This is a genomic window from Streptomyces hyaluromycini (genome assembly GCF_002217755.1).
In the GTDB taxonomy this organism is placed as follows: domain Bacteria; phylum Actinomycetota; class Actinomycetes; order Streptomycetales; family Streptomycetaceae; genus Streptomyces; species Streptomyces hyaluromycini.
On sequence record NZ_BCFL01000018.1, the window covers coordinates 773,153 to 797,406 of the forward strand.

Below are 24,254 nucleotides of genomic sequence, written 5' to 3' on the forward strand. Positions count from 1 at the left end.
AGTCGCAGACGTGTCGTACACAGGCCCGGAATTCGATCCCCCGCAGCAGCGCCGGTTCCGGCGGGCGCCGCTCGCCGTCGGTCTCGCCGCGCTGGTGCCCGGTGCGCTGCTCGGCTGGGTGCTGTACGAGGGGGTCGGCAAGCCCGGCGGGAGCGGTGCCGGGCAGGCGGGCGCGGCGGCGCCCAAGTCGGCGGCCGCGGCGCCGTCCGACGACGCCAAGGTGCCGAGCGCGAGCCCGAGCGCGGCCCGTCCGCTGCAGGGCAAGGTCGTCGTCATCGACCCGGGGCACAACCCGGGGAACTTCCAGCACACGTCCGAGATCAACCAGAAGGTGAACATCGGGACGAACTGGAAGGAGTGCGACACGACGGGCACGTCCACCAACGCCGGGTACAGCGAGGCCCGCTTCACCCTCGACGTCGCGCACCGGCTGCGGACCCTGCTGGAGCGGCAGGGCGCCACGGTGAAGCTGACCCATGACGGGGACCGGCCGGCCTGGGGGCCGTGTGTGACCAAGCGCGCGGAGATCGGCAACGCCGCGCACGCCGACGCGGCCATCTCCATCCACGCCGACGGCGCTCCGGAGGGCGACCGCGGCTTCCACGTCATCCTCCCGGCCTCCGTGCACTCCGGCGCCGCCGACACCCGCCCGATCCTCGCCTCCTCCCGCACCCTCGGCGAGCGCGTCGAGAGCGACTTCGCGAAGGTCACGGGCAGCGCTCCGTCCAACTACGTCGGCAACGGCACCGGTCTCGACGTACGCAAGGATCTCGGCGGTCTCAATCTGTCAACGGTTCCCAAGGTGTTCATCGAGTGCGGCAACATGCGCGATAGCAAGGACGCGGCACTGTTGACCAGCGGTGCCTGGCGACAGAAGGCGGCGCAGGGAATCTCTGAGGGAATCGTGAGTTTCCTGCGCGGGTAGGCATCGGCGGGCCCCTCCGGGCGGACACCCTGATCGTTCGGACGATAGTGTCCGTCCTACGATCGATTCCTACGATGAGGGGCACACCCCCGCGACGCCTCCTCCGCCGACGAGACGACCTACGAAGGACCTGAAGTGAATATCCGCTCCCTCACTAGAGGCGACGGCGTGGTGATCGGAGCAGCGGCATTGCTGTTGATCGCGTCGTTCCTCGACAACTATTCGTACGACGGGGTGCCGGACGGCATCGACCTGCCGAGCCTCTGGTCGAGCGGACCGGTCCTCTTCAGCATCATCTTGGCGGGCATCGCGGGCGCCGCACTCGTCGTCGTCTCGCGAGTACTGCCGCAGCCGAGGAAAGTGGCCGGTCTGGATCTGAGCCCGTTCGGCGTCGCACTCACGGTCTTCGCCGCGTGGAGCGCGCTCGGCAACGTCATCGACCCGGCCGGCGCCGCCGACAACCTGTCCGGCTCGTCCAACGGACCCAGCGCGGGCACGGGCCTCATCCTGGCCCTGGTCGCCACCCTCGTCATGGCCGGCGCGGCTGTCGCGACCCCGCTCGTCCCCGCCCTCCAGGCCGGGCTCATCCCGGCCCCCAAGCCGCCGGCCCCCCAGCCCTACGGTGCCCAGCCTCCCGGTGGTTACGGCTATCCGGGGGCCGGTGCCCCGCAGCCCGGGCAGCCCTACGGTGCCCAGCCGCAGCCCGGCCAGCCGTACGGGCAGCAGCAGCCCCCGGCCGCCGCGCAGCAGCAGGCGCCGGCCGCGGACTTCTCGCCGTTCTGGTTCGCCGTCCCGGTGGCACGGCCGCTGTTCGCGGAGGACGGCTCGACCGCGCCGATCGCCGAACTGGCGCCCGGCACCTGGTACTTGGCGGTCGAGCAGCGGGGCGCCGCCCTGGTCGCCCAGACCCAGGACGGCCGCCGCGGCGTGCTGCAGGACACCTCCGGGATCCAGCGCGGCTGAACAGCCCAGCGCACACGGCCCCTTGCCCTTCCGGGCGAGGGGCCGTTGTCGTACAGTCGACCGGCGATTTGTCTGACGTATCGTCAGGAGGCGGCCATGCGGCTCGGGTTGGCACTTGGATACTGGGGGCGCGGCCCCTCCCCGGACCATGTGCCGCTGGCGCGGGAGGCGGAGCGGCTCGGGTACGACTCGGTGTGGACGGCGGAGTCCTGGGGCTCGGACGCCTTCACCCCGCTCACCTGGATCGCCGCGCAGACGTCGACGATCAAGCTGGGTACGGCCGTTGCCCAGATGGCGGCCCGGTCGCCGGTCACCACCGCGATGCACGCGCTGACCCTGGACCATCTGTCCGGGGGCCGGATGCTGCTGGGGCTCGGGCTGTCCGGGCCGCAGGTCGTCGAGGGCTGGTACGGCCGCCCGTTCCCGAAGTCGCCGCTGACCGCGACCAGGGAGTACGTGGACGTCGTACGGCAGGTGCTGCGCCGGGAGGGTCCGGTGGCGCTGGACGGGCGCTTCCACCCGCTCCCCTACCGGGGGCCGGACGCGACCGGCCTCGGCAAGCCGCTGAAGCCGATCACCCACCCCCTCCGCCCCGGCCTGCCCGTCCTGCTCGGCGCCGAGGGGCCGAAGAACGTCGCCCAGACGGTCCGCATCGCCGACGGCTGGCTGCCGCTGTACTGGGCGCCGAGCCGGCCCGAGGTGTACGGCCCGGCGGTCGCCTCCCTCCCGGAGGGCTTCCTGGTCGCCCCCATGGCCCAGGTCAAGGTCTGCGACGACGTGGCGGCCGGGCTGCTGCCCGTGAAGGCCATGCTCGGCTTCTACATCGGCGGGATGGGCCACGCGGCCCGCAACTTCCACGCCGACCTCATGGCCCGGATGGGGTACGAGGAGGAGGCGAGGCGGATCCAGGAGCTGTTCCTGTCGGGACGGCGCGAGGAGGCGGTGCTGGCGGTGCCGGACGCGTTCGCCGACGAGATCTCGCTGGTCGGCCCGCGCGAACGCATCGCCGAGCGGCTGGAGTTGTGGCGCAAGGGCCCGGTGACCGACCTGCTGGCCCTGGCCCCGGACCCTCACACGCTGCGGGTGCTCGCCGAGCTGAACTCCTAGCCTCCGGTGAGCTGACCGGCCGAGGGCACCCGGTTCTGTACCGGGGCGCCGGCGCTCTTCCCGGCGTCCTTGACCTGGTTGATGATGTCGTTGAACGAACTCGCCGCGTCGCCGTCGCCCTTGCGGAGCTTGGACGGCAGGTCCTTCAGGGAGTCGATCCCCGCGGAGAGCGGTGCGATGGCCTTGGACAGCAGCGGGTCGCCCTCGGCGTTCCGCTTGGCGGCCTTGAGCCGGTTGTACGCGAAGCCGCCCGCGGCGGCGGCCTTGATCAGGGCGAAGGTGCGGCCGTGGGCGCCCTTCTTGAACTTGCCGGCCTTCCACGGCTTCACGATCCACTGGTAGGTCGCGCCGGCGGCGAGACCCGCGTTGGCGACGAACCGCGTCTTGGCGAGCTTCTGTCTCTGCGCGGACGTACTCGGACTGGGCGTGTCGGCGACCGGGGCCGCCACCATACCGGTGTCGACCGACTTGCTCCGGGTGCCGCCGGCGCAGGCGGTGACACCGGCGACCAGGGCGCAGCAGAGGGTGAGCGTGACGACGAGGCGCCGTATCGGTACGGGCACGGGGTCCTCCCGTGAGTCTCGATGTCCTCCCCGAGCTTGCTTCCTCCGGCAGCCTCACCCAGATGGCGGCACCTCGCCACTCGGGGAGAACCCCCGTTCAGGTTTCAAGGACCCTTCGGCGGCAACCCGAACGGTATGTCCTCTGAATCTCGCGGTGCCAATCAGGCCGGCACGGTCGTCGCGGTCGTCGCCGACATCATGGCCCTCATCCTGGGCCTCTGGATCCTGATGTACCTGCTGGACGCGAACCGGGCCAACAGCCTGGTCCAGTTCGTCCACGACGCGGCCGCCTGGCTGGCAGGCTGGTCACACGACCTGTTCACCTTCCACGAGGCATGGGCGCGGGTGGTGACCGGATACGGCCTGGCCGCCGTGGTCTACCTGTTCATCGGCCACGCGATAGCGAACCGAATGCACCGCCACTGAAAAGCCCCGGCCGGGTAAAGCGCCCCTTCAGGGGCGCGGGGCTGTGTCGACATGCGGCTCCGCCGCGTGGGCGCGACCAGCCCCAACGGCGCCGCACCCGCCACCGCGCAGAACCCCCGCCCCACTAGGCGCAGCAATCCACCTCAAGCCCAGAAGGAAGCTCCCCGCCCCCGAACACCGCACACGTCGCGTCATGCCCCCCGAGCGCGGCCACGGCGAGCAACAACGACCCCGCCGTCCACGTCGTCAGCTCCCGCGGCCAGATCGCGTCGTCCTCGAAGACGTACCCGGTCCAGTACAGCCCCGACTCGGCGTCCCGCAGATGCTGGATGGACTGGAGGATCTCCAGCGCCCGGTCGGACTCCCCCACCGCCCACAGCGCCAGCGCCAGCTCGGCCGACTCCCCGCCCGTCACCCACGGATTGGGTACGACGCACCGCACCCCGAACCCGGGCACGACGAACCGCTCCCAGTCCTTCTCGATCCGTGCGCCCGCCTCCGCACCGGTCAACGCCCCGCCCAGCACCGGGTAGTACCAGTCCATCGAGTACCGGTCCTTGTCCAGGAACCGCTCGGGGTGCCGCCGTATCGCGTGCCGCAGCGCGCCCACCGCCAACTCCCAGTCCGGCTGCGGCTCTTCCCGCTGCTCGGCGATGGCGAGCGCGCAGCGCAACGCGTGATGGATCGACGAACTCCCGGTCAGCAGCGCGTCGTCGGTGGGCGTGCCGTCGTCCTCGCGGCGCCAGCCGATCTCCCCGCCCGGCTGCTGCAGCCGCAGCACCCACTCGACGGCCGCGTAGACGGCGGGCCACATCCGGTCGAGGAAGGTGTCGTCGCCGGTGGAGAGGTAGTGGTGCCAGACGCCCACGGCGAGGTACGCGACGAAGTTGGACTCGCGGGCGCGGTCGGTGACGTCGTCGTGCGCGCCGTCGGCGTAGGCCGCGTACCAGGAGCCGTCCTCGTTCTGGTGCTCGGCGAGCCAGGCGTACGCCCGCTCGGCGGCCGCGTGCTCCCCGGCGGCATCGAGTGCCATCGCGGCCTCGGTGTGGTCCCATGGGTCGAGGTGGTGCCCCCGGAACCACGGGATCGCGCCGTCCTCCCGCTGGACGGCGAGGATGCCGCGGACGGTCGCGGCGGCCTGCTCGGCGGTGAGGACCCCGGGCAGGACGAGGTGTTCTGTCCGGGGGGTGGTCACTTGGCGGCCACCTCGGCGTCCGACACGGCTTCGGCGCCGGGCAGGTGCGGCTTGGTGGCGTAGACGACGAAGCTCTTGCCCATGACCGGGTTCAGCGCCTGCTCGGCGACGCGCGTGGCCAGCGGCTTCTTCATGATGTCCCAGACCAGCAGCTTGTGGTACGCCCGCACCGGCAGCGCCTTGTCGTTGTCGACGCCGAACGCGCACTTCAGCCACCAGTACGGCGAGTGCAGCGCGTGCGCGTGGTGGCTGCCGTAGGGCCGCAGACCGGCTTCCTTGATCTTCCCGACCAGCTCGTCGGCCTTGTAGATGCGGATGTGGCCGCCCTCGACCTCGTGGTAGGCGTCGGAGAGCGCCCAGCAGACCTTCTCGGGGCCGTAGCGGGGCACGGTGACGGCGATCCGGCCGCCCGGCCTCAGCACCCGCACCATCTCGGCGAGCACGCCCTTGTCGTCGGGGATGTGCTCCATGACCTCGGAGATGATGACGACGTCGAAGGACTCGTCGGGGAAGGGGAGTGCCAGGGCGTCGCCCTCCATGGCGGTCGCGGTCGCGCCCGCCGGGGCCTCGCCGGCCTCCTTCATCGCCGCGAACCACTTGGCGACCTCGCGGATCTCCTCGGCGTTCTGGTCCAGGGCCACGACCTGGGCGCCGCGCCGGTAGCACTCGAAGGCGTGCCGGCCGGCCCCGCAACCGAGGTCCAGGACGCGGTCGCCCGGCGCGAGCGGGAACCGGGAGAAGTCGACGGTCAGCACGTGGCCCTGCTTTCACTCTCGTGACGAACACCAGCTGAGGCCGCGGAGCGGCCGGGACTGCGGGGCGCGGAGGGGGCGACGGCCTCGCCGGCCGCGGAGCGGGCGGACACGGCGGCGCCCGGGCCGCCCGTTCCGCCCGCGGAGCGGGCGATCGCCTCGCGGTAGCGGGCCACCGTGCCCTGCGCGGCACGCGCCCAGGTGTAGTGCCGCAGCACCCGCTCACGGCCCGCACGGCCGAGCCGCAGCCGCAGCTCCGCGTCGCCCAGCAGCCGGTTCAGCGCGGTGGCCAGCGCGCCCGCGTCGCCCGGCGGTACGGCCAGGCAGGTCTCCCCGTCGCGCCCGGCGACCTCGGGGATCGCGCCGCCGGTCGTCGCGACCAGCGGGGTGCCGGTCGCCATGGCCTCGGCGGCGGGCAGCGAGAAGCCCTCGTAGAGCGACGGCACGCAGGCGACCTCGGCCGAACGGACCAGGTCGACGAGTTCGGCGTCGGAGATGCCCTTCACGAACTCGACGGCGCCGTCGAGGCCGTACCGCTCCATGGCCTGCGCGACGGGCCCCTCGGCGGGCCGCTTGCCGACGACGACGAGGTGGGCGGCGGGGTGCTCGGTCCGTACCTTGGCGAGGGCCTCGACGAGGAAGACCAGCCCCTTGAGCGGGACGTCCGCGCTGGAGGTGGTGACGATCCGGCCGGGCACCTGGGCGACGGCGGGATTCGGCGCGAAGAGGTCGGTGTCGGCGCCGATGTGGACGACGTGGACACGGTCCTCGCGGACGCCGAGGTGGTCGACGATCTCCTGGCGGGAGGTGCCGGAGACGGTGAGCACGGAGGGCAGCCGGCGGGCGACCCGCTTCTGCATCCGGGTGAAGGCGTACCAGCGCCGTACGGAGTAGCGCCGTTTCCATCCCTCGGCGGCGTCCAGCTCCAACTGCCGGTCGACGGTGATGGGGTGGTGGATGGTGGTGACGAGGGGGGCGCCGATGTCCCCCAACAGGCCGTATCCCAGGGTCTGGTTGTCGTGGACGACGTCGAACTCCCCGGCGCGGGCGCGCAGATGGCGGCGGGCGCGCAGGGAGAAGGTCAGCGGTTCGGGGAAGCCGCCGGTCCACATGGTGGCCACTTCGAGGGCGTCGACCCAGTCCCGGTACTCGCCGCGCCCGGGCGTCCGGAAGGGGTCCGGGGAGCGGTACAGGTCGAGGCTGGGCAGCTCGGTGAGGGTGAGGCCCGGGTATCCCTCGTCGAGGACGGGGTACGGCTGCGAGCCGATCACCTCGACCCGGTGCCCGAGCCGGGCCAGCTCGCGCGACAGGTGGCGTACGTAGACACCCTGGCCGCCGCAGAACGGGTTCCCTTTATAGGTGAGGAGCGCGATGTCGAGCGGTCGCTCGCCGTCGGCGGCGGGTTCCTCGTCGGCACCCGCCCGACTGGCCTCAGCGGTCACTCCGGGCCCCCTTCTCCCTGCACTTTCCCGTGAGGTTACGCCGGGACGCTAATCTAGAACAAGTTTCAGACTTGATCGTTCAAGAGGCTCTGAATCTACCGGCAGGTAGGGGCGGAGTGAGCAGTGGATCAGGTGATTCGCGCCACGGCGGGAACCCCTGCCATGCTGTCTGATCACTCGCCCTGAGCACTGCCCTCACCGACTGTCACGGACGGGACCCATGCCTGTGGAAGCCAAGGTGGACATCGGCGCCAGATCGGCCACCCCGCCGCTCACCGAGCGGCAGGAGGCCCGGCGCCGCCGGATCCTGCACGCGAGCGCCCAGCTGGCCAGCCGGGGCGGTTTCGACGCGGTGCAGATGCGTGAGGTGGCGGAGTCCTCCCAGGTGGCCCTGGGGACCCTGTACCGGTACTTCCCGTCCAAGGTGCATCTGCTGGTCGCGACCATGCAGGACCAGCTGGAACACATGCACGGCACGCTGCGCAAGAAGCCGCCGGCGGGCGAGACGGCGTCCGAGCGGGTCGCCGAGACCCTGATGCGGGCCTTCCGCGCCCTTCAGCGGGAGCCGCACCTGGCCGACGCGATGGTCCGGGCCCTCACCTTCGCCGACCGCAGCGTCTCCCCCGAGGTGGACCAGGTCTCCCGGCAGACGACGGCAATCATCCTGGACGCGATGGGCCTGACCGACCCCACCCCCGCCCAGCTGTCCGCCGTCCGGGTGATCGAGCACACCTGGCACTCGGCCCTGATCACCTGGCTCTCGGGCCGCGCCTCCATCGCACAGGTGAAGATCGACATCGAGACGGTGTGCCGCCTGATCGACCTGACGGAGCCGGAGAAGAAGCCGTAGGCGCCGCAGGGCATGCGAACGCCTACGAGACGGGTTCCCTTCGCCGGCATGGTCCGGATCAGGTGATGGGGGTCGCCGTCCGGCCTTGCTGCTGCCTTCCGGCCTCTCAGCCCGACCGTCGACGTCGGCACCGGCGGATGCTTCTGCATCTGCGTCACGCCAGAGTCGGCTACTCCGCTCGGACTCCCTCACTCGCCTCGTAGGCTGATTCCAGGATAGAGCGCCTGAAGCGGATGGGAACCCCCAAAGATGGATTTTCTGGACTTTTCCTGATACGAGCAGCCGACCGGGTCGGAAACCTCCTGGCGGGGCGCCCCGCCCGAACGCAGAATCCCCCCATGGCACTCATCCACCACACCACCCTCAAGCCCACCAAGGTCGAACTCCTCGCCGACTGGCTCCCCACCCGCCCCTGGTACCACGGCCCCGCCGCACCGGAGTTGGTGAAGGCCGGCGGATTCCGGCTGGACGACCCGGCGGGCGAGGTCGGGATCGAGTTCACGGTCGTGACCGAGGGCCCAGGGGGCCCAGAGGGCCCGGGGGCCTACCTCGTACCGCTCACCTACCGCGGAGCACCGCTCGAAGGCGCCGAGCACGCGCTCGTCGGCACCATGGAGCACGGGGTGCTCGGTCCCCGCTGGGCGTACGACGGCTGCCACGACCCGGTGCTGACGGCCGGGCTGCTCGCCCTGATCGAGGGGCGCGCCGAGGCACAGGCCCAGAGCATCACCGACACCCCCGACCGGGAGATCGCGCGTTCCTACGCCGGTGCGGGCCCCGTGCCCGGCCTCGGCGCCCCCGTCGACACCGACGAGAGCACCGAGTTCGCCGTGGCGGACGGCGGTCTGGTGCTGCGGCTGCGGCGCGTGCTGACCCCCGGCTCGACGCCGTCCGACGACGCGGTCGGGCAGGTCACCGGCGCCTGGAACCAGCCGGACGGCACCCGCACCCGGGCACTGTTCGCGACCCTGCAGGCCCTTTAGTCCTCCGGTTAGTCCTCTTAGTCCTCCGGTCAGTCCTCCGGCGGGAACACCGGCTCCCCGCTGCCCAGCAGGGTGATCGTGATCGCCTCCACCGGGCAGTTCTCCGCCGCGTCGAGAACCTTGCCGTTGGCGTCCGTCTCCGGGTCCACGGGGTGGGACTGCATGGCGGAGTCCAGGCGGAAGGAGCCGGTGGCCCGGTGGACGCACTGGGCCGAGCCGATGCAGATCGAACGGTCGACCTCGACGTGCCAGCGGTCACCCATGGCGGCCTCTCACCCCTCCCAGCCGGCCGGCAGGTGGATCATTTTGTGTTCCAGGAACTCGCCGTACCCCTCCGGGCCGAACTCCCGCCCGAGACCGGAGTTCTTGTAGCCGCCGAAGGGGCCCAGCATGTCGAGGCTGAAGGTGTTCACGGAGTAGGTCCCGGTACGGACCTGCCGCGCGACCTCGATGCCGTGCGCCACGTCCGCCGTCCAGACGCTTCCGCTCAGCCCGTAGTCGGAGTCGTTCGCGATCTTCAGGGCCTCGGACTCGTCGCCGTAGGGGAGCAGGCAGATCACCGGGCCGAAGATCTCCTCGCGGGCGATCCGCATGGAGTTGTCGACGTCGCCGAAGAGGGTGGGCTCGACGTACCAGCCCTTCTCCAGACCCGGCGGCCGTCCGCCGCCGGTGAGGATCTTGGCCCCCTCCTCCTGGCCGATCCGGATGTAGTCCAGGTTCCGCTGCTGCTGGCGGCGCGCGACCAGCGGGCCCACCTGGGTGGCCGGGTCCAGCGGATCGCCGACCTTCAGGGCGCCCGCCGCGGCCGCGAAGGCGTCGGCGAACTCGTCGTAGCGCGAGCGCGGGACGAGGATGCGGGTCTGGGCGACGCACGCCTGGCCGTTGTTCATCCAGGCCGCCGGGACGATGCCAGCGACGGCGGTGGCCACGTCCGCGTCCGGCAGTACGACGGCCGCCGACTTGCCGCCGAGTTCCAGGGTCACCCGGGTGAGGTTCTTCGCGGCGACCTCCATCACGCGCTTGCCGGCCGCGACCGATCCGGTGAAGGAGACCTTGTCGACGCCCGGGTGGGACACCAGGTACTCACTGACCTCGCGGTCCGCCGGAAGGATGGAGAGCACTCCGTCCGGCAGTCCGGCCTCCTTGGTGATCTCGCCGAGGATGTACGCGTCGAGCGGCGACTCCGGGGACGGCTTGAGCACCACCGTGCAGCCGGTGAGCAGCGCCGGGGCCAGCTTGGCGGCCGCCACGAACTGGGGCACGTTCCACGGCACCACGGCCGCCACCACCCCGACCGGCTCCCGCCGCACCAGGATCTTCCCGAGCACCCCGTCGCGCGTCTCCTCGTACGTGAAGTCGCCCGCGACCCTGATCGCCGCGTCCCACACCATCATCGCGCCGAGCGCCTGCGCGAGGACGCTCCAGGAGTACGGCGAACCGTTCTCGGAGGAGATCACCCGGGCGATCTCCTCATGCCGTACGAGGATCGCGTCCTTGATGCGGGTGACGACCTCGATCCGCTCGTCGAGCGTCATCCGCGGCCAGGGCCCCTCGTCGAAGGCCCGCCGCGCCACCGCCACCGCCCGGTCGACGTCCTCCCGCGAGGCATGCGGCACCCGCCCGAAGACCTCCTCGGTATGCGGAGAGACCACCTCGATGACGTCCTTGCCCAGGGGGTCGGTCAACTCCCCGCCGATGAACAGCTGTCCGTGTTCCAGGAACTCGGTCATGGCGCCCCGCCACCCTTCCCTGACGATGTCTCAGAACTGATACCAGTTCTAGTTCAACTAAGCCAGGGGTGGGAGCGAATAGGCTCCCACCAGCGGTTTTGCCGATGCCGAAGGGGCGCCCCCGACACCCTCCGGGCCTAGGGCCTGTCTGACAATGCCCGTCTGCCTCGCGACGCCATGCACGCACTCTCGCCGCACCGGGCGCAGACCCAAGTACGTCCAGTACGAGGGCCTACGCCCGGCACGCCGAAAACACGCACCTGACGCCGCGAGGCCGCCCTCCGGGCGACGACGGGAATTGTTCAGACAGGCCCTAGGCCTTCGAGTCCGGGCGCCACTCCCGGGCGAGGAGACCGAGCAGTACCTCGTCCAGGAACTCGCCCATCACCCAGGCCGAGGAGCGGAGTACGCCTTCGCGGACGAAGCCGTTGCGCTCGGCGGCGCGCAGCATCGCGGTGTTGTCCGACAGCGTCTCGATCTGCAGCCGCTGCAGGCCGCGCACGACGAACCCGTAGTGGCACAGCACCGCGACCACGTCGGTGCCGTAGCCCTTGCCGCGGGAGGCCGGCAGCAGCCCCAGCCCGAGGTGCGCGCCGCGGTTGTGGGTGTCGATGCCCCACAGCACGGCGGAGCCGACCAGCGTGCCGCCCGCCAGCTCCACCACGGAGAACTTGACGCTCCCCTCGTCCTTGTCGTCCACCGTGAGCCGCGGGTCCTTCGAGCCGGGCGCGACCGGACGCCACGGCCTGCTGTCGGCCCGCGAGGAGTGGACCACGTCGTTGTAGAGCTCGGCCCGCAGGACCGGGATGTCCTCCTCGTGCCGGGCCCTGAGCCCGACCGTGCTGCCTGTAAGCATGCGAGCTTCCTATCCGGCCGCACCGGCGCGCGGCAAACCAATATGCGGGCGCCCGTGGGGCGTGCCGGTCCGGGGAGTCGGCGGGCCGGTGATTCGGCGATCGCCGGTCGCCGGTCGCAGGTCGCCGGTCGCCGGTCGCCGGTCGGTCCGTTACTCGTACCGGTACTTCAGCGAGTCCGCCTCCGTCTGCTCGATGTCGGCGATCGTCAGCTCCGGCATCCGCAGCTGGGCCAGTGTCACCTCGGCCGAGGTCGGCTGGGCGTCCGCCGGCAGCCACTGCTCCGGCTTCCAGGCCCCGCTGCGCAGGAGCGACTTGGGGCAGTGCGGGTAGACCTCCTCGATCCCCACCACCAGCGCACTGGCCGGCGGCTTGCCCACGGCGGTCAGCTGCGACAGCAGCTCCGGGCGGGTGGAGACGCAGGCCCGGCCGTTCACCCTGAGCGTCGTGGTGCGCCCCGGGATGACGAACAGCAGCCCGGCCCGTCCGGTGGCGACGACGTTCTGCAGGGTGTCCAGACGCTTGTTGCCGGTCGCGTCCGGTATCGCCACCGTCCGCGCGTCCAGGACGGCGACGAACCCGGCGGGGCCGCCGCGCGGGGAGACGTCGCAGTTGCCCTCGGCGTCCGCGCTGGCGACCAGGACCAGCGACGAGCAGCCGATCAACCGCCGTGTCTGCTCGGTGAGTTCGGTCATCTGCTTGCGTACGGCCGCGGCGCCGGGCAGTTCGTAGGCCCGGCGCAACGCCTCCTGATCGGGCACGGCGTCGAGGCGGAGCGAGTCGAAGGCACTGCCGGCAAGGGATGGCGTCATGCCCCGACCCTATGGGGCCGACCTGCGGCCGATCCCGGGCGGTGAGCGCGGGGACATGGAGACACCCGCGCGGATCGTCCGGTGCGTGGAGGTCTCGGGGGCGGCAGGCCCGATGTCTCCCCCGACGGCGGGGGGTGAGAGCCGGACGGCGGAGGTCTCCCCGGGGCGCCCCGGCGGGCCCGCCCGCGGTCGGCGGCCGCCCCGTGGTGCGACTCCGCATCGGGCGCGCCCTGGAAACCGGACGCGGACCGTGCCCCGCCGCGGATGACGCCCGGACGCAGGTCAGGGCGTCGTCAAGGGAACTTGTCCGCCGCCTGTCTGACGTGTCATCAGTTCTCGTTATAGTGAGCAATGGCCGTGGGGCCGGCGGGACCGGGCGGGGGCGGAGGAAGGCTGATGACGGACAGTCTGAGCGAGCCGGCGGGGGCACGGCCGGAGGTGGCGGTACGGGATCTCGGCGGGGGCGTGCGGTCCGTTGCCGTGCCCATTCCGGACAATCCGCTCGGCTACACGCTGGTGTACGTGATGGACACCGACCGCGGGCCGGTGCTGGTCGACACCGGGTGGGACGATCCCGGGTCGTGGGACGTCCTGGCGGCGGGGCTGGAGGCGTGCGGCACGGGCGTCGGCGAGGTGCACGGGGTCGTCATCACACATCACCATCCCGACCATCACGGGCTGTCGGAGCGGGTGCGCGAGGCGTCCGGGGCCTGGGTCGCGATGCACGCGGCCGACGCGGCGATCGTGCGGCGGGCCCGGGAGACCCGGCCGGAGCGGTGGTTCACGTACATGGCGGCGAAGCTGACGGCCGCCGGGGCGCCGGACGAGCACGTGGCGCCGTTGCGCGGCGGACCCCGCCGGAGCACCCCGCCCGGCCTGGCCCCCGCCCTCCCCGACCGCGAGATCCTCCCCGGCGAACTCCTCGACCTGCCCGGCCGCCGGCTGCGTGCCCTCTGGACGCCGGGGCACACCCCCGGCCACGTCTGCCTGCACCTGGAGGAGGAGCATCCCGCCCGGCTTCCGGGCCGCGGGCGCCTGTTCTCCGGCGACCACCTGCTCCCCGAGATCACCCCGCACATCGGCCTCTACGAGGACCCCGACGACGCGACCGTCACCGACCCCCTCGGCGACTACCTCGACTCCCTGGAACGCGTCGGCCGGCTCGCCCCGGCCGAGGTCCTCCCGGCCCACCAGCACACCTTCACCGACGCACCGGGACGGGTACGGGAACTGCTGGCCCACCACGAGGAACGCCTCTCCGGCCTGCTCTCCCTCCTCCAACAGCCCCTCACCCCCTGGCAGTTGGCCGTGCGGATGGAGTGGAACCGGCCCTGGGAGCAGATTCCGTACGGATCGAGGAACATCGCCGTCTCGGAGGCCGAGGCCCACCTGCGGCGCCTGGTGAAGCTGGGGCGCGCGGAGGCGGTGGCGGGGAGCGAGCCGGTCACGTACGTGGCGGTGTAAACCGTCTACGTGGCGGTGCAAATCGTCTACGTGGCGGTGTAAATCGTCTACGTGGCGGTGTAAATCGTTCGGCGACCGCCGCCCCCGGCCGCTGGACAGCCGTGCTGCCGTTCGGCGAGCCGACTCCCACCGCGGGCGGCTGAGGCCGTGCCCCGCGCAACCCGGCTTGCCCGAGGCTCAGTTGACGGCGCCCTCGGCGGTGATGAGCATCTCCGCCAGGTCGGCGAGGGTGGCCAGCTGGCGGGGGTTCATCTGCGGGGCGCGGGCCGCCAGGCGGACCAGGCCGCTCTCGCGGAGCCGGGAGAGCGGGTCGGCCTGGGCCTCCAGACCCTGGAGCACCGGCTGGAGCGCCTCGTACAGCGCCTCCGGCTCGTCGGCGGTGAAGAAACCGGCCGGCAGACCGAAGAACCGCCGCAGCCGGTCGGTGTGTTCGAGGCTCGGCAGCCCGCTCTTGCGCCACTCGCTCAGCCACTGCCTGCTGGTGCCGGCGATCGCCGCGAGCTCGCCCAGCGAGTACCGCTTGCCGTCCGGGCGGCGCCGGTTCTCCCGGATGAAGTCCAGCCGCTGCCGCACCCGTTCGGCGAGCCCCGCCTCGGGCGCGGCCCCGCCCGCGAGGAGTTCGGCGACCACCCCGACCGGGATCCCGGTGCGATACGACAGGTCGGCCACGTCCAGCACCTCGGGCAGCCGTCCGGGGCGTCCGGTCAGCTCCCCGAGCCGTTCCAGTACGCCGGTCAGCGGGGCATGGGCGTCACTCACCAAGGTCCCCCTGGACACGCGTGGTTGGTCGGTCGGCCGAGCAGACGCGAGGCTATCGAATCACCGGTCCCGGCCACCAGACATGACAAGGACCACTGCGCAAGTGGGCAGCAATTGTTGACATGTGACGGACCGGCAGGAAAGGATCACGTCACCAGGCCACGGTCGAACCGACCCGCCCCGGGTGCCGCCTTTGGGGGAGCGGCATCCGGGGCGACCAGCCGCCCCGCCTCCTCCCCAGAAGGTGAGGCGAACCGATGCCGCAGCCCGTCCTGCTCCTCGGTGCCGGCCGCCGGCGCGCGTACGACGAGTTCGTGCTGACGCGTGTCGCCGCGGTCCGCCCGGTGCTGCTGGTGGACGCCGCACCGCCGGCCTGGGCACAGCAGTGCCTGGCCGGCCACCTCGCGGCGGACCCCGGCAAGGGCGGCGCGACGGCATCGGCGGTGGTGCGGTTCGCGGCCAGGCACCGGGTCCGCGGCGTGCTGACCCACACGGGCGAGTACGCGGTCACCGCCGCCACGATCGCCGGGCAGTTGGGGCTGCCCGGCCCCTCCCTCGCCACGGCCGCCGCGTGTACCGACCAGCCCGCGCTGCGCACGCTGCTGGCCGGCCACGCGGTCCCCGTCGACGCCCCCGGCACGCCCCGCGTCTCGGCCGAGACGGTCGTCCTCGACGGCGAGATCCGCATCGCCGCCATCACCCGTACGACCCTGGGCCCGGCGCCCGCCCGGCAGCCGCTCCGGCACACCGTGCACGCCCATGACGGCCTGCTGCACAACCGTTTCCTGCGGCTGGCCGTCGACCGCACCGTGCACGCCCTCGGCGTGCGCCGGGGCGTCCTGCACATCGGCCTCACCCTCACCGACCGCGGCCCCCGGGTCACCGACGTCGCCCCGCATCTCCCGGGCGACCTGATCCCGCTCCTCGTCAAGCGGGCCACCGGCGTCGACCTCGCCCAGGCCGCGGCCGCCCTCGCCACCGGCGAGGTGCCCGACACGACGCCCTCCCGGCAGCGGGCGGCCGCGATCCAGTTCGCGTACCCGGCCGCCACCGGCCGCCTCGACCACCTGGACCTCTCCCCCGACGCCGCCCACGAGCCCGGCGCGGACCGCATGCTCCTCACCGGGCACGCCGGCGACCACGTCACCGCCGGTCCGCACGCCACCGCCGCCGACCGGCTGGCGCTCTGGGTGGCGGTCGGCGAGACCCCGGACCACTGCGACGACGCGCTGCGCCGGATGGCCCGCCACCTGTCCGCGGGCATCGCCCCGCTCGCGAACGCGGCGTGAGCGCTCCGCTGGAAGTGCCGCGACATGCCGTCGGTCGGCTGCGGCGCCGTCGTGGCTGGTCGCGCCCACACGGCGGCAGCCGCATACCGGATACGGCCCCGTGCCCCTAAAGGGGCGCTGCCGTCAGGACGACCTGAACGAGGCATGCGGGCCGCCCCAGAACGCGATCGCCCGTATCAACTCGCCTGCCTCACCCAGCACTTCGACTTCCTCCCGGCTCATTCTCCCCCGCCAGCAGCGCCGCCGGCATGGTCGGCCCGGACAGCCGCTCCATGACCAGTTCGGTACGGGACCCGGAGGGCCGCGCCCGGGGCGCCGGGTACCCGTGCTCCCGTACGTACGCCATCACCGCACCCTCGGCGGCCGCGTCCCCCCAGCCGTCCCGGTCCCGGCGCAGCACCCACGCCTCGTCGATCTCGTACACGTCGGCCGAACGCCCCGAGCCGAGCAGTCTCCCCGTCATGACGTGACCCTAACGAAACGGTCCCCGCACAGCCCCCTCTCAGCTTCCCGTCGGCGGCCGGTAAGGTAGCCGGGTCGTCATCACCCGTACGGGGGGAAGCCGGTGCAATTCCGGCGCTGACCCTTCCCCAGTTCTCGGCTTCGCTCGAACCGGGGAGACCCCTATCCGTGAGCCACACGCCTGTGGCAAGCCGGACCGCCGCGCCCGGGACGTTGATCGGCTCAGGTGCGCCGGCGCCCGCCGTCGCACGGCACCGTCGAGGTTTACGGAGCCGAGCCGCCGGGGTGTCCCGTGCTGCCCGGCTCCCCGCAGGGAGAGGCACCCGCCGACCATGACCGTCCTCCGCCACACCGCCGGAGTGCTGGCCGCCACCGCCGTCATCGGTACCGCCACGCCCGCGACGACCGCGCTCGCCGCCGGCGACCCTTCCCCTTCGCCGTCCGCGTCGGCGGTCCTCCCGTCGGGGCTGTACGGCAGTTCGGACCCCAAGTTCGACGGCGTCTGGCGCCAGTCCCTCGCCCTGCTGGCCCAGCGCGCGGTGGGGGTGACCCCGGCCGCGAAGGCGGTGGACTGGCTGGCCGGGCAGCAGTGCGCGAACGGCTCGTTCGCCGCGTTCCGCGCCGAGCCGACGGCAGCCTGTGATGCCAAGGCGGCGGTCGATACGAACAGCACGGCGGCCGCCGTACAGGCGCTGAAGACTGCCGGCGGGCACGACTCCGCCGCGGACAAGGCCGTGACCTGGCTGAAGTCGCAGCAGAACAAGGACGGCGGCTGGGGCTACACCCCGGGCTCGCCCAGCGACACCAACTCCACCGGCGTGGTCGTCGGCGCGCTCGCGGCGGCCGGCGCGAGCGCGGACAGGTCGCCGTACGACCTGCTCGCCAAGTGGTCCATCCCCTGCGCCGAGGACGGTGGCGGCGCCCTCGCCTACCAGCCGGACAAGCAGGGGAAGCTGGCCGCCAACGCGGACGCAACCGCGGCCGGGGTGCTCGGGGCCCTCGGCAAGGGGTTCGTGACGACGGCCGGGAAGGCCCCGGCGGAGGGCTACGCCTGTGCCGACTCCGGCTCCGGCTCCGGCTCCGGCTCCGACAAGGCCCTCACCCGGGAGGAGGTGGCCCGCAACGGCGCCGCGTACCTGGGGGACGCCATGTCCGCGACCGGCCACCTCGTCTCCACGCTGCCCGGTGCCAAGCCCCAGCCGGACTACGGCAACACCGCCGACGCGGTCGTCGCCATGGCCGCGCAGGGCTGGACGAAGCCGGCGAGGAAGCCGTACGCCTGGCTGGAGGCGCACGCCGTGCCGTGGGCGCAGCAGAGCGGGCCCGCGGCCTACGCCGAGCTGATCCTCGCCGCGCACGCGATGGGCGCGGACCCGCGCGACTTCGGCGGGACGAACCTGGTGACGGCGCTGAACGCGACGGGCCCGGCCCCGCGGGCGGCCGCCGCGAAGCACACCGAGGAGAAGAAGTCGGGCAGCAGCGTGTGGTGGATCGTCGGCACCGGTCTCGTCGCCGGTATCGGCATCGGCTTCCTGCTCAGCGGCCGCCGGAAGCAGCAGCAGCTGTGACCGCGGTCCGCCGTGCGGCGCTGCTGCTCCTGGCCGCGCTGACGCTGTGCGCGGCGGCCGCCGGGCCGGCGGCGGCCACCGGTTACCGGTACTGGTCCTTCTGGGAGCGGGACGGCGCACGCTGGACGTACGCCACGCAGGGCCCCGCCACCGCGCGGCCCGCGGACGGTTCGGTCGAGGGTTTCCGCTTCGCGGTGAGCGAGGACTCGGCGGACGCGTCGCGGCCGCGCGGCACGGCGGACTTCGGGACGATCTGCGCCGGTACGGCGGCTGTCGGGGGCCGCAAGCGGGTGGGGCTGGTCGTCGACTTCGGTACGACGGCGGACGCGCCCTCGGGAGAGCGGCCGCCTGCGCGGCGGACGGCCTGCGCGGTGGTGTCCGAGGACGCGACGGCGGCGGAGGCACTGGCGGCGGTGGCGAAGCCGCTGCGGTACGACACGAACGCGTTGTTGTGTGCGATCGGGGGGTATCCGTCGCGGGGGTGCGGAGAGAAGGTGGCCGCGGGAGGTACGTCGGGCAGCGGGCCGTCGCTTGGCCTGGCGGCCGGCGTGGGGGTGGTCGTGGTGGTGGCTGCGGGTGCCCTCTGGCAGGCACGGCGGCGGAAGAATGCGTGAGCGTCACAGTGCGGGACGGTGGGGGCTGGTCGCGCAGTTCCCCGCGCCCCTAAAGGGGCACGTCCCAGCTGCGGGCAGTCGTGCCGCTGGGGCGATGGGGGTCCCCCCGCTCGAGCGAAGCCGAGAGTGGGGGAGGGTGGGCGCGGCGGCACCCCGCAAGCGCGGGCGAGTGAAACCCCCCGTGCACCCCGGCGCCTGGTGGCTCTGGTCGCTCTCCCTCGGTGTCGCCGCGTCCCGTACCACCAACCCCCTCCTCCTCGCCCTCCTCGTCACGGTCACCGCATACGTCGTGGCCGTCTGCCGGACCCGGTCCGCCCCCTGGTCCCGTTCCTACGCCGCCTTCGCCAGGCTCGCCCTCGCCGTCCTCCTCGTCCGCCTCGCCTTCACCGTCGTCCTCGGCTCCCCCGTCCCCGGCGCGCACACCCTGTTCGCCCTCCCCGAAGTGCCGCTCCCGCACTGGGCCCAGGGCATCCGGCTCGGTGGCCGGGTCACCGCCGAGGCGCTCGTGTTCGCCCTGTACGACGGCCTCAGGATCGCCACCCTCCTCGTCTGCGTCGGCGCCGCGAACGCGCTCGCCAGTCCGGCCCGGCTGCTCAAGTCCCTGCCCGGCGCCCTGTACGAGCTGGGCGTGGCCGTGGTCGTCGCCCTCACCTTCGCGCCGCATCTGGTCGCCGACGTGCAGCGGCTGCGGGCCGCCCGGCGGCTGCGCGGCCGCCCCGACTCCGGCATCCGCGGCCTGCTCCAGGTCGGACTCCCGGTCCTGGAGGGCGCGTTGGAGCGTTCGGTCGCCCTCGCCGCCGCGATGGACGCGCGCGGGTACGGCCGCAGCGCCGACGTCCCGGACCGGGTCCGCCGTACGACGGCCGCGCTCACCCTCGGCGGCCTGCTCGGCATCTGCGCGGGGCTGTACGGGCTGCTCACCACCGAGGGCGGCGGCTACGGGCTGCCCGTGCTGCTCGCCGGGGCGGCCGCCGCGCTGGCGGGGCTGCGGCTCGGCGGCCGACGTTCGCCGCGCACCCGGTACCGGCCGGACCCGTGGGACGCCCGGGCCTGGCTGGTGTCCGGGGCGGGCGCCGCCGTCGCCGCCCTGCTCACCCTGGCGTCCGTCCGTGCCCCGGACGCCCTGCATCCCGGGGTCGTACCGCTGGTCGCCCCCACGCTTCCGCTGTGGCCCGCGGCCGCCGTGCTGCTCGGCCTGCTGCCCGCCCTCGTCGTGCCGAAGGAGCCGTCGTGATCCGCTTCGAGGACGTCTCCGTGACGTACGAGGGCGCTGCCCGACCCGCCGTCCGGGGCGTCGACTTCGAGGTGCCCGAGGGTGAACTCGTCCTCCTGGTCGGCCCGTCCGGCACCGGGAAGTCGACGGTTCTGAACTCCGTGAGCGGGCTCGTGCCGCACTTCACCGGCGGCACCCTGCGCGGCCGGGTGACCGTCGCCGGCCGGGACACCCGTACCCACCGGCCGCGCGAACTCGCCGACGTCGTCGGCACGGTGGGCCAGGATCCGCTCGCCCACTTCGTGACCGACACGGTGGAGGACGAACTCGCCTACGGGATGGAGTCGCTGGGGATCGCCCCGGCCGTTATGCGGCGGCGGGTGGAGGAGACCCTCGACCTGCTGGGGCTCGCCGAGCTGCGGGACCGGGCGATCGCCACGCTCTCGGGCGGGCAGCGGCAGCGGGTCGCGATCGGGTCGGTGCTCACCCCGCATCCCGCGGTCCTGGTGCTGGACGAGCCGACCTCCGCGCTCGACCCGGCCGCCGCCGAGGAGGTGCTGGCCGTCCTCCAGCGGCTGGTGCACGACCTGGGGACGACGGTTCTGCTGGCCGAGCACCGGCTGGAGCGGGTCGTGCAGTACGCCGACCGGGTCGTGCTGCTGCCGGGGGACGGGGCCGCGCCGGTGTGCGGGACGCCCGCCGAGGTGATGGCCGTGTCGCCGGTGTGTCCGCCGGTGGTGGAGCTGGGGCGGCTGGCCGGGTGGTCGCCGCTGCCGATGACCGTGCGGGACGCCCGGCGGCGGGCGACGGCGGCCGGGCTGCGGGAGCGTCTCGCCGGGCGGGTCCCGGAGCAGCGGTCCACAGCCGACCACGCGGTCGGCCACGCAGCCGGCCACCCAGCCGGCCACGCGGTCGGCCACGCGGTCGGCCACGCGGCCCCGCTCGCCGAGGTCCGCTCCCTCGCCGTCCGCCGGGGCCGGGTCGACGCGCTGTGCGGCGTCGATCTCACCGTCGCCCCCGGGGAGACCGTCGCGCTCATGGGGCGCAACGGCGCCGGGAAGTCCACGCTGCTGGGCGCCCTGGTCGGGCTCGTCGAGCCGGGCTCCGGCACGGTGCGGGTCGGCGGCGCGGTCCCGCACCGCACCCGCCCGCGCGATCTCGTACGCCTCGTCGGACTGGTCCCGCAGGAACCCCGTGACCTGCTGTACGCCGACACGGTCGGCGCCGAGTGCGCGGCCGCCGACCGGGACGCGGGGGCGGCGCCCGGGACCTGCCGCGGGCTCGTGTCCGGTCTGCTTCCCGGGGTCGCGGACGGCACGCACCCCCGTGATCTGTCCGAGGGGCAGCGGCTCGCCCTCGCGCTCGCCGTCGTCCTCACCGCCCGGCCGCCGCTGCTCCTGCTCGACGAGCCGACCCGGGGCCTGGACTACGCGGCGAAGGCCCGGCTGGTGGGCGTGTTGCGCGGGCTCGCCGCCGACGGGCACGCGATCGTGCTGGCCACGCACGACGTGGAGCTGGCCGCGGAGCTCGCGCACCGGGTGGTGCTGCTCGCGGAGGGGGAGGTCATCGCGGACGGGCCGACCGACGACATCGTCGTCTCCTCGCCGTCCTTCGCCCCGCAGGTGACGAAGATCCTCGCGCCCGAGCGGTGGCTCACCGTGGCCCAGGTCCGCGAGGCGCTGGCATGACCGGCACGGCCCCGCCCCGGGCGAGGTCCCGTCCCCGGGCGAGGTCCCGAGCGGACAGCCCCGTGCGGCTCGGCCCCCGCTCCCTCGCCGCCCTGCTCCTCGTCAGTGCCGTCGGGGTGGTCGCCGTCGGCTGGCCCTTCCTCGCCCCGCCCTCCTCCCGGATCGCCTCGCACGCCCAGGACGCGCCCTGGCTCTTCGCGGGCCTGCTGGTGCTGCTGGTCGCCGTGCTGGCGGCGACGATCGCCGAGTCGGGGCTCGGTCCGAAGGCGGTCGCCATGCTGGGCGTGCTGGCCGCGACGGGGGCGGCGCTGCGGCCGGTCGGCGCCGGCACCGCCGGGATCGAGCCGATGTTCTTCCTGATGGTGCTGAGCGGGCGGGTGCTCGGGCCGGGCTTCGGGTTCACCCTGGGCTCGCTCACCATGTTCGCGTCGGCGCTGCTCACCGGTGGGGTGGGGCCGTGGCTGCCGTTCCAGATGCTGGCGATGGGCTGGTTCACGATGGGGGCCGGTCTGCTGCCGGGCGCCGGGCGGCTGCGCGGCCGCGGTGAGCTGGCGCTGCTGGCGGGCTACGGCTTCCTGGCCGCGTTCGCCTACGGCACGGTCGTCGACCTGGCCGGCTGGCCGCTGCTGGCCGGCAACGCCTCGAACCTGGCCTTCGACCCGCACGCCGGGCCCGCCGCCAACCTGGCCCGTTTCCTCGCCTACAGCCTGGCCACCGCCATGGGCTGGAACCTGGGGCGGGCCCTGTGCACGGTCGTCCTCACCCTGGTCCTCGGTCCGGCGCTGCTGCGGGCGCTGCGCCGGGCCACCCGGCGGGCCGCCTTCGAGACCGCGGTCACATTCGACGGCCCCGGCACGTGAGGCCTCGTACGCGTCCGGTGACGAGACCGGTGAAGCACCCCACATGACGCACGTCACCTACGATCCGGAACAGTAGTCGGACTCTTCCGTTATGTCCGTTTCGCGACCCCTGCTGACCTGCGGTTTGAGAGCCACGCCACACAACGGACCATCGCCGCCTATGCGACCACCACTAGTAAAAGGGGTGATTGCGGACGGCTTTCCGGCCTGCTTGTCTGGACGACGTCGCCAGGCGCCACGAGCCCACAGCGGGCCGCGGCGCCGACGCATACGGACGGCCCTCACGGGTGGTTCCGGAGCACGGCGACTCCCTGTCCCCGACGAACGAGGTTCTCCGTGTCCGTGTCCTTCATCCGCCGCATCGCTTCCCCGAAGAAGGCCCTCACCACCGCCGCCGTGGCCGCTGCCGCCGCCGGCATGGCCCTGACCGCGGCGCCCGCCCAGGCCGCCACCACGTCGGCCTCCTCCGCCCAGGCGATCGCGCACAAGATGATTCCGGACGCCGCGCAGTTCAACGCGTTCAGCAAGATCGTCTCGCACGAGAGCGGCTGGAACCCCTCCGCCACCAACTCGTCCTCCGGCGCCTACGGCCTGGTCCAGGCCCTGCCCGGCTCGAAGATGGCGTCCGCCGGCTCCGACTGGAAGACCAACTCGGCCACCCAGATCAAGTGGGGCCTGGACTACATGAACTCCCGCTACGGCAGCCCGACGGCCGCCTGGAGCTTCTGGCAGGCCAACGGCTGGTACTGAGCCGGCCGACCCGCGCGCGCCCGCGGTCGATCGCGGCCGAGCCGCACAGCCGCCGCTGATCCCCGGCGCCGCGCGCCCCTGAACCCCGGCACCCTCGCCCCCTCCTCCTGGGCGAGGGTGCCGACGTATGTCCGGACAGGGTGCCGACCGACGCAGGTGCGGCCGTGGTGCCGACGTACGTCCGGCCGTGGTGCACTGGGCCCGGGAGCCTGCCCAACCCGCCGGAGGAACGATGACGACGGCCACCCCGCCCCGCGACCCCGAGTCCCGCGGTGTGCGGCTGGTGGCCGTTCTGCTGGCGCTGATGCTGGTGAGCGGCCTGATCGACGCCGTCGGCTATCTGGGCCTCGGCCATGTCTTCACCGCCAACATGACCGGCAACGTGGTGCTCCTCGGCTTCGCGGCCGCCGGAACGCCCGGCTTCTCCGTCCCCCACTCGGCGGCCTCGCTGGCCGCCTTCATGCTGGGCGCGGCGGTGGGCGGCCGGGTCGCGGCCCGCTTCGGCGCCGGGTCGCGGCGCCGGTGGATGCGGGTGACGCTGGCCGCGGAGGCGGTCCTGGTGGCCGGGGCAGCCGTGGTGGCCTTCGCCGGCCCCGGCACGCAGGCGACCAGGTACGTGCTGATCGCGCTGACCGCCTTCGCGATGGGCCTGCGCAACGCGAACGTCCGCAAGCTGGGCGTGCCCGACCTCACGGCGACCACGGTCCTCACCACCACCCTGACCGGACTCGTCTCCGAGTCCCGCCTCGGCGACGGCACCAGCCGCCGCTCCCCGCGCCGGGCGGCCGCGGTCGCCGCGCTGTTCGCCGGCGCGATCCTGGGCGCCTGGCTGATCCGCGACCACAGCCCGGGGGTGCCGCTGCTGGTCGCGGCGGCCATGTCCGGGGTGCTGGCGATGATCGCCTCGGGCAGGGAGTGACATCGCGTCTCGGGGGAGGCAGGAACGGGGCGTAGGGAGGGGGTGCTCCTGCCTCCCTCGGGACGG

At 73.2% G+C, this 24,254-nt stretch carries 24 protein-coding genes and 1 pseudogene; 15 read left to right on the plus strand and 10 right to left on the minus strand.

What is annotated here, in order from left to right; all coding sequences use genetic code 11:
* Positions 1–10 precede the first annotated feature (10 nt).
* The 3 genes from SSP29_RS16480 to SSP29_RS16490 all read left to right on the plus strand — a co-directional run bounded on the left by SSP29_RS16480 (position 11) and on the right by SSP29_RS16490 (position 2,995).
* Entirely contained in the window at positions 11–925 is a 915-nt protein-coding gene (locus SSP29_RS16480; protein WP_089101380.1) for an N-acetylmuramoyl-L-alanine amidase, read from the plus strand.
* Positions 926–1,060: 135 nt separating this feature from the next.
* Positions 1,061–1,888, plus strand: a complete 828-nt coding sequence (locus SSP29_RS16485; RefSeq protein ID WP_089101381.1) for a DUF5336 domain-containing protein — start codon at positions 1,061–1,063, stop codon at positions 1,886–1,888.
* 96 nt (positions 1,889–1,984) lie between these two features.
* Positions 1,985–2,995 carry an LLM class F420-dependent oxidoreductase gene (locus SSP29_RS16490; RefSeq protein ID WP_089101382.1) on the plus strand — a complete coding sequence of 337 codons (1,011 nt, stop codon included), beginning with the start codon at positions 1,985–1,987 and terminating at the stop codon, positions 2,993–2,995.
* Here SSP29_RS16490 and SSP29_RS16495 read toward each other — a convergent pair.
* Positions 2,992–3,558: a hypothetical protein gene (locus SSP29_RS16495; RefSeq protein WP_089101383.1), complete on the minus strand. Its 567-nt coding sequence runs from the start codon at positions 3,556–3,558 to the stop codon at positions 2,992–2,994. The genes SSP29_RS16490 and SSP29_RS16495 overlap by 4 nt on opposite strands.
* 135 nt (positions 3,559–3,693) lie before the next feature.
* On the opposite strand from SSP29_RS16495, the gene SSP29_RS16500 reads away from it, so the two are divergent.
* On the plus strand, positions 3,694–3,984 hold the full coding sequence (locus SSP29_RS16500) for a hypothetical protein (RefSeq protein WP_089101384.1): 291 nt from the start codon (positions 3,694–3,696) through the stop codon (positions 3,982–3,984).
* Positions 3,985–4,108: 124 nt separating this feature from the next.
* On the opposite strand, the gene SSP29_RS16505 is transcribed toward SSP29_RS16500, so the two are convergent.
* From SSP29_RS16505 to SSP29_RS16515, 3 genes are read right to left on the minus strand one after another with little or no spacing between them, the layout of a single operon-like run.
* On the minus strand, positions 4,109–5,179 hold the full coding sequence (locus tag SSP29_RS16505; protein WP_089101385.1) for a prenyltransferase/squalene oxidase repeat-containing protein: 1,071 nt from the start codon (positions 5,177–5,179) through the stop codon (positions 4,109–4,111).
* Positions 5,176–5,934 (minus strand): class I SAM-dependent methyltransferase, encoded by a 759-nt coding sequence (locus SSP29_RS16510; protein ID WP_089101386.1) that lies wholly within the window; start codon positions 5,932–5,934, stop codon positions 5,176–5,178. Before SSP29_RS16510 ends, SSP29_RS16505 begins: the two co-directional genes overlap by 4 nt.
* Complete coding sequence (locus tag SSP29_RS16515; RefSeq protein ID WP_089101387.1) at positions 5,928–7,373, minus strand: glycosyltransferase family 4 protein; 1,446 nt, start codon at positions 7,371–7,373, stop codon at positions 5,928–5,930. The genes SSP29_RS16510 and SSP29_RS16515 overlap by 7 nt, the downstream gene beginning before the upstream one ends.
* 220 nt (positions 7,374–7,593) lie before the next feature.
* Here SSP29_RS16515 and SSP29_RS16520 point away from each other — a divergent pair, with 220 nt between their 5' ends.
* Together SSP29_RS16520 and SSP29_RS16525 are read left to right on the plus strand one after the other, a co-directional pair.
* Positions 7,594–8,223: a TetR family transcriptional regulator gene (locus SSP29_RS16520; protein WP_089101388.1), complete on the plus strand. Its 630-nt coding sequence runs from the start codon at positions 7,594–7,596 to the stop codon at positions 8,221–8,223.
* 338 nt (positions 8,224–8,561) lie between these two features.
* Positions 8,562–9,206 carry a maltokinase N-terminal cap-like domain-containing protein gene (locus SSP29_RS16525; protein WP_089101389.1) on the plus strand — a complete coding sequence of 215 codons (645 nt, stop codon included), beginning with the start codon at positions 8,562–8,564 and terminating at the stop codon, positions 9,204–9,206.
* Positions 9,207–9,235: 29 nt separating this feature from the next.
* Here the strand turns inward: SSP29_RS16525 and SSP29_RS16530 are convergent, their stop codons facing one another.
* The 4 genes from SSP29_RS16530 to SSP29_RS16550 form a co-directional block, all read right to left on the minus strand.
* Positions 9,236–9,469: a ferredoxin gene (locus SSP29_RS16530; protein ID WP_089101390.1), complete on the minus strand. Its 234-nt coding sequence runs from the start codon at positions 9,467–9,469 to the stop codon at positions 9,236–9,238.
* A gap of 9 nt (positions 9,470–9,478) precedes the next feature.
* Positions 9,479–10,936 carry an aldehyde dehydrogenase gene (locus SSP29_RS16535; RefSeq protein WP_089101391.1) on the minus strand — a complete coding sequence of 486 codons (1,458 nt, stop codon included), beginning with the start codon at positions 10,934–10,936 and terminating at the stop codon, positions 9,479–9,481.
* Between the two features lie 313 nt (positions 10,937–11,249).
* Positions 11,250–11,792, minus strand: a complete 543-nt coding sequence (locus SSP29_RS16545) for a GNAT family N-acetyltransferase (RefSeq protein WP_089101392.1) — start codon at positions 11,790–11,792, stop codon at positions 11,250–11,252.
* Positions 11,793–11,942: 150 nt separating this feature from the next.
* Positions 11,943–12,602, minus strand: coding sequence for an MSMEG_1061 family FMN-dependent PPOX-type flavoprotein (locus tag SSP29_RS16550; RefSeq protein WP_089101393.1), 660 nt, complete (start codon positions 12,600–12,602; stop codon positions 11,943–11,945).
* Between the two features lie 396 nt (positions 12,603–12,998).
* On the opposite strand from SSP29_RS16550, the gene SSP29_RS16555 reads away from it, so the two are divergent.
* Positions 12,999–14,066 carry a Strvi_7410 family MBL fold metallo-hydrolase gene (locus SSP29_RS16555; RefSeq protein WP_089101394.1) on the plus strand — a complete coding sequence of 356 codons (1,068 nt, stop codon included), beginning with the start codon at positions 12,999–13,001 and terminating at the stop codon, positions 14,064–14,066.
* 177 nt (positions 14,067–14,243) lie between these two features.
* Here SSP29_RS16555 and SSP29_RS16560 read toward each other — a convergent pair whose 3' ends face one another.
* A complete protein-coding gene (locus tag SSP29_RS16560) occupies positions 14,244–14,825 on the minus strand; it encodes a transcriptional regulator (protein ID WP_089101395.1) in 582 nt (193 codons plus the stop codon).
* Positions 14,826–15,082: 257 nt separating this feature from the next.
* Here SSP29_RS16560 and SSP29_RS16565 point away from each other — a divergent pair, with 257 nt between their 5' ends.
* Positions 15,083–16,114: an ATP-grasp domain-containing protein gene (locus SSP29_RS16565; protein WP_089101396.1), complete on the plus strand. Its 1,032-nt coding sequence runs from the start codon at positions 15,083–15,085 to the stop codon at positions 16,112–16,114.
* Positions 16,115–16,340: 226 nt separating this feature from the next.
* On the opposite strand, the pseudogene SSP29_RS16570 reads toward SSP29_RS16565, so the two are convergent.
* A pseudogene (locus SSP29_RS16570) lies at positions 16,341–16,577 on the minus strand (phosphotransferase); the annotation flags it as partial.
* 331 nt (positions 16,578–16,908) lie between these two features.
* Here SSP29_RS16570 and SSP29_RS16575 point away from each other — a divergent pair.
* The 7 genes from SSP29_RS16575 to SSP29_RS16605 all read left to right on the plus strand — a co-directional run bounded on the left by SSP29_RS16575 (position 16,909) and on the right by SSP29_RS16605 (position 24,188).
* Positions 16,909–18,144 carry an SCO2321 family membrane protein gene (locus SSP29_RS16575; RefSeq protein WP_089101397.1) on the plus strand — a complete coding sequence of 412 codons (1,236 nt, stop codon included), beginning with the start codon at positions 16,909–16,911 and terminating at the stop codon, positions 18,142–18,144.
* Positions 18,141–18,758, plus strand: coding sequence for an SCO2322 family protein (locus tag SSP29_RS16580; protein ID WP_089101398.1), 618 nt, complete (start codon positions 18,141–18,143; stop codon positions 18,756–18,758). The genes SSP29_RS16575 and SSP29_RS16580 overlap by 4 nt, the downstream gene beginning before the upstream one ends.
* Positions 18,751–19,992 (plus strand): CbiQ family ECF transporter T component, encoded by a 1,242-nt coding sequence (locus tag SSP29_RS16585; RefSeq protein ID WP_150134302.1) that lies wholly within the window; start codon positions 18,751–18,753, stop codon positions 19,990–19,992. The genes SSP29_RS16580 and SSP29_RS16585 overlap by 8 nt, the downstream gene beginning before the upstream one ends.
* Complete coding sequence (locus SSP29_RS55695; RefSeq protein WP_089101400.1) at positions 19,989–21,659, plus strand: ABC transporter ATP-binding protein; 1,671 nt, start codon at positions 19,989–19,991, stop codon at positions 21,657–21,659. The genes SSP29_RS16585 and SSP29_RS55695 overlap by 4 nt, the downstream gene beginning before the upstream one ends.
* Positions 21,656–22,519: an ECF transporter S component gene (locus tag SSP29_RS16595; RefSeq protein ID WP_089101401.1), complete on the plus strand. Its 864-nt coding sequence runs from the start codon at positions 21,656–21,658 to the stop codon at positions 22,517–22,519. Before SSP29_RS55695 ends, SSP29_RS16595 begins: the two co-directional genes overlap by 4 nt.
* A 336-nt stretch (positions 22,520–22,855) precedes the next feature.
* Positions 22,856–23,269 carry an aggregation-promoting factor C-terminal-like domain-containing protein gene (locus SSP29_RS16600; protein ID WP_089101402.1) on the plus strand — a complete coding sequence of 138 codons (414 nt, stop codon included), beginning with the start codon at positions 22,856–22,858 and terminating at the stop codon, positions 23,267–23,269.
* Positions 23,270–23,501: 232 nt separating this feature from the next.
* Positions 23,502–24,188 carry a YoaK family protein gene (locus SSP29_RS16605; protein ID WP_089101403.1) on the plus strand — a complete coding sequence of 229 codons (687 nt, stop codon included), beginning with the start codon at positions 23,502–23,504 and terminating at the stop codon, positions 24,186–24,188.
* The last annotated feature ends 66 nt before the right edge of the window (positions 24,189–24,254 follow it).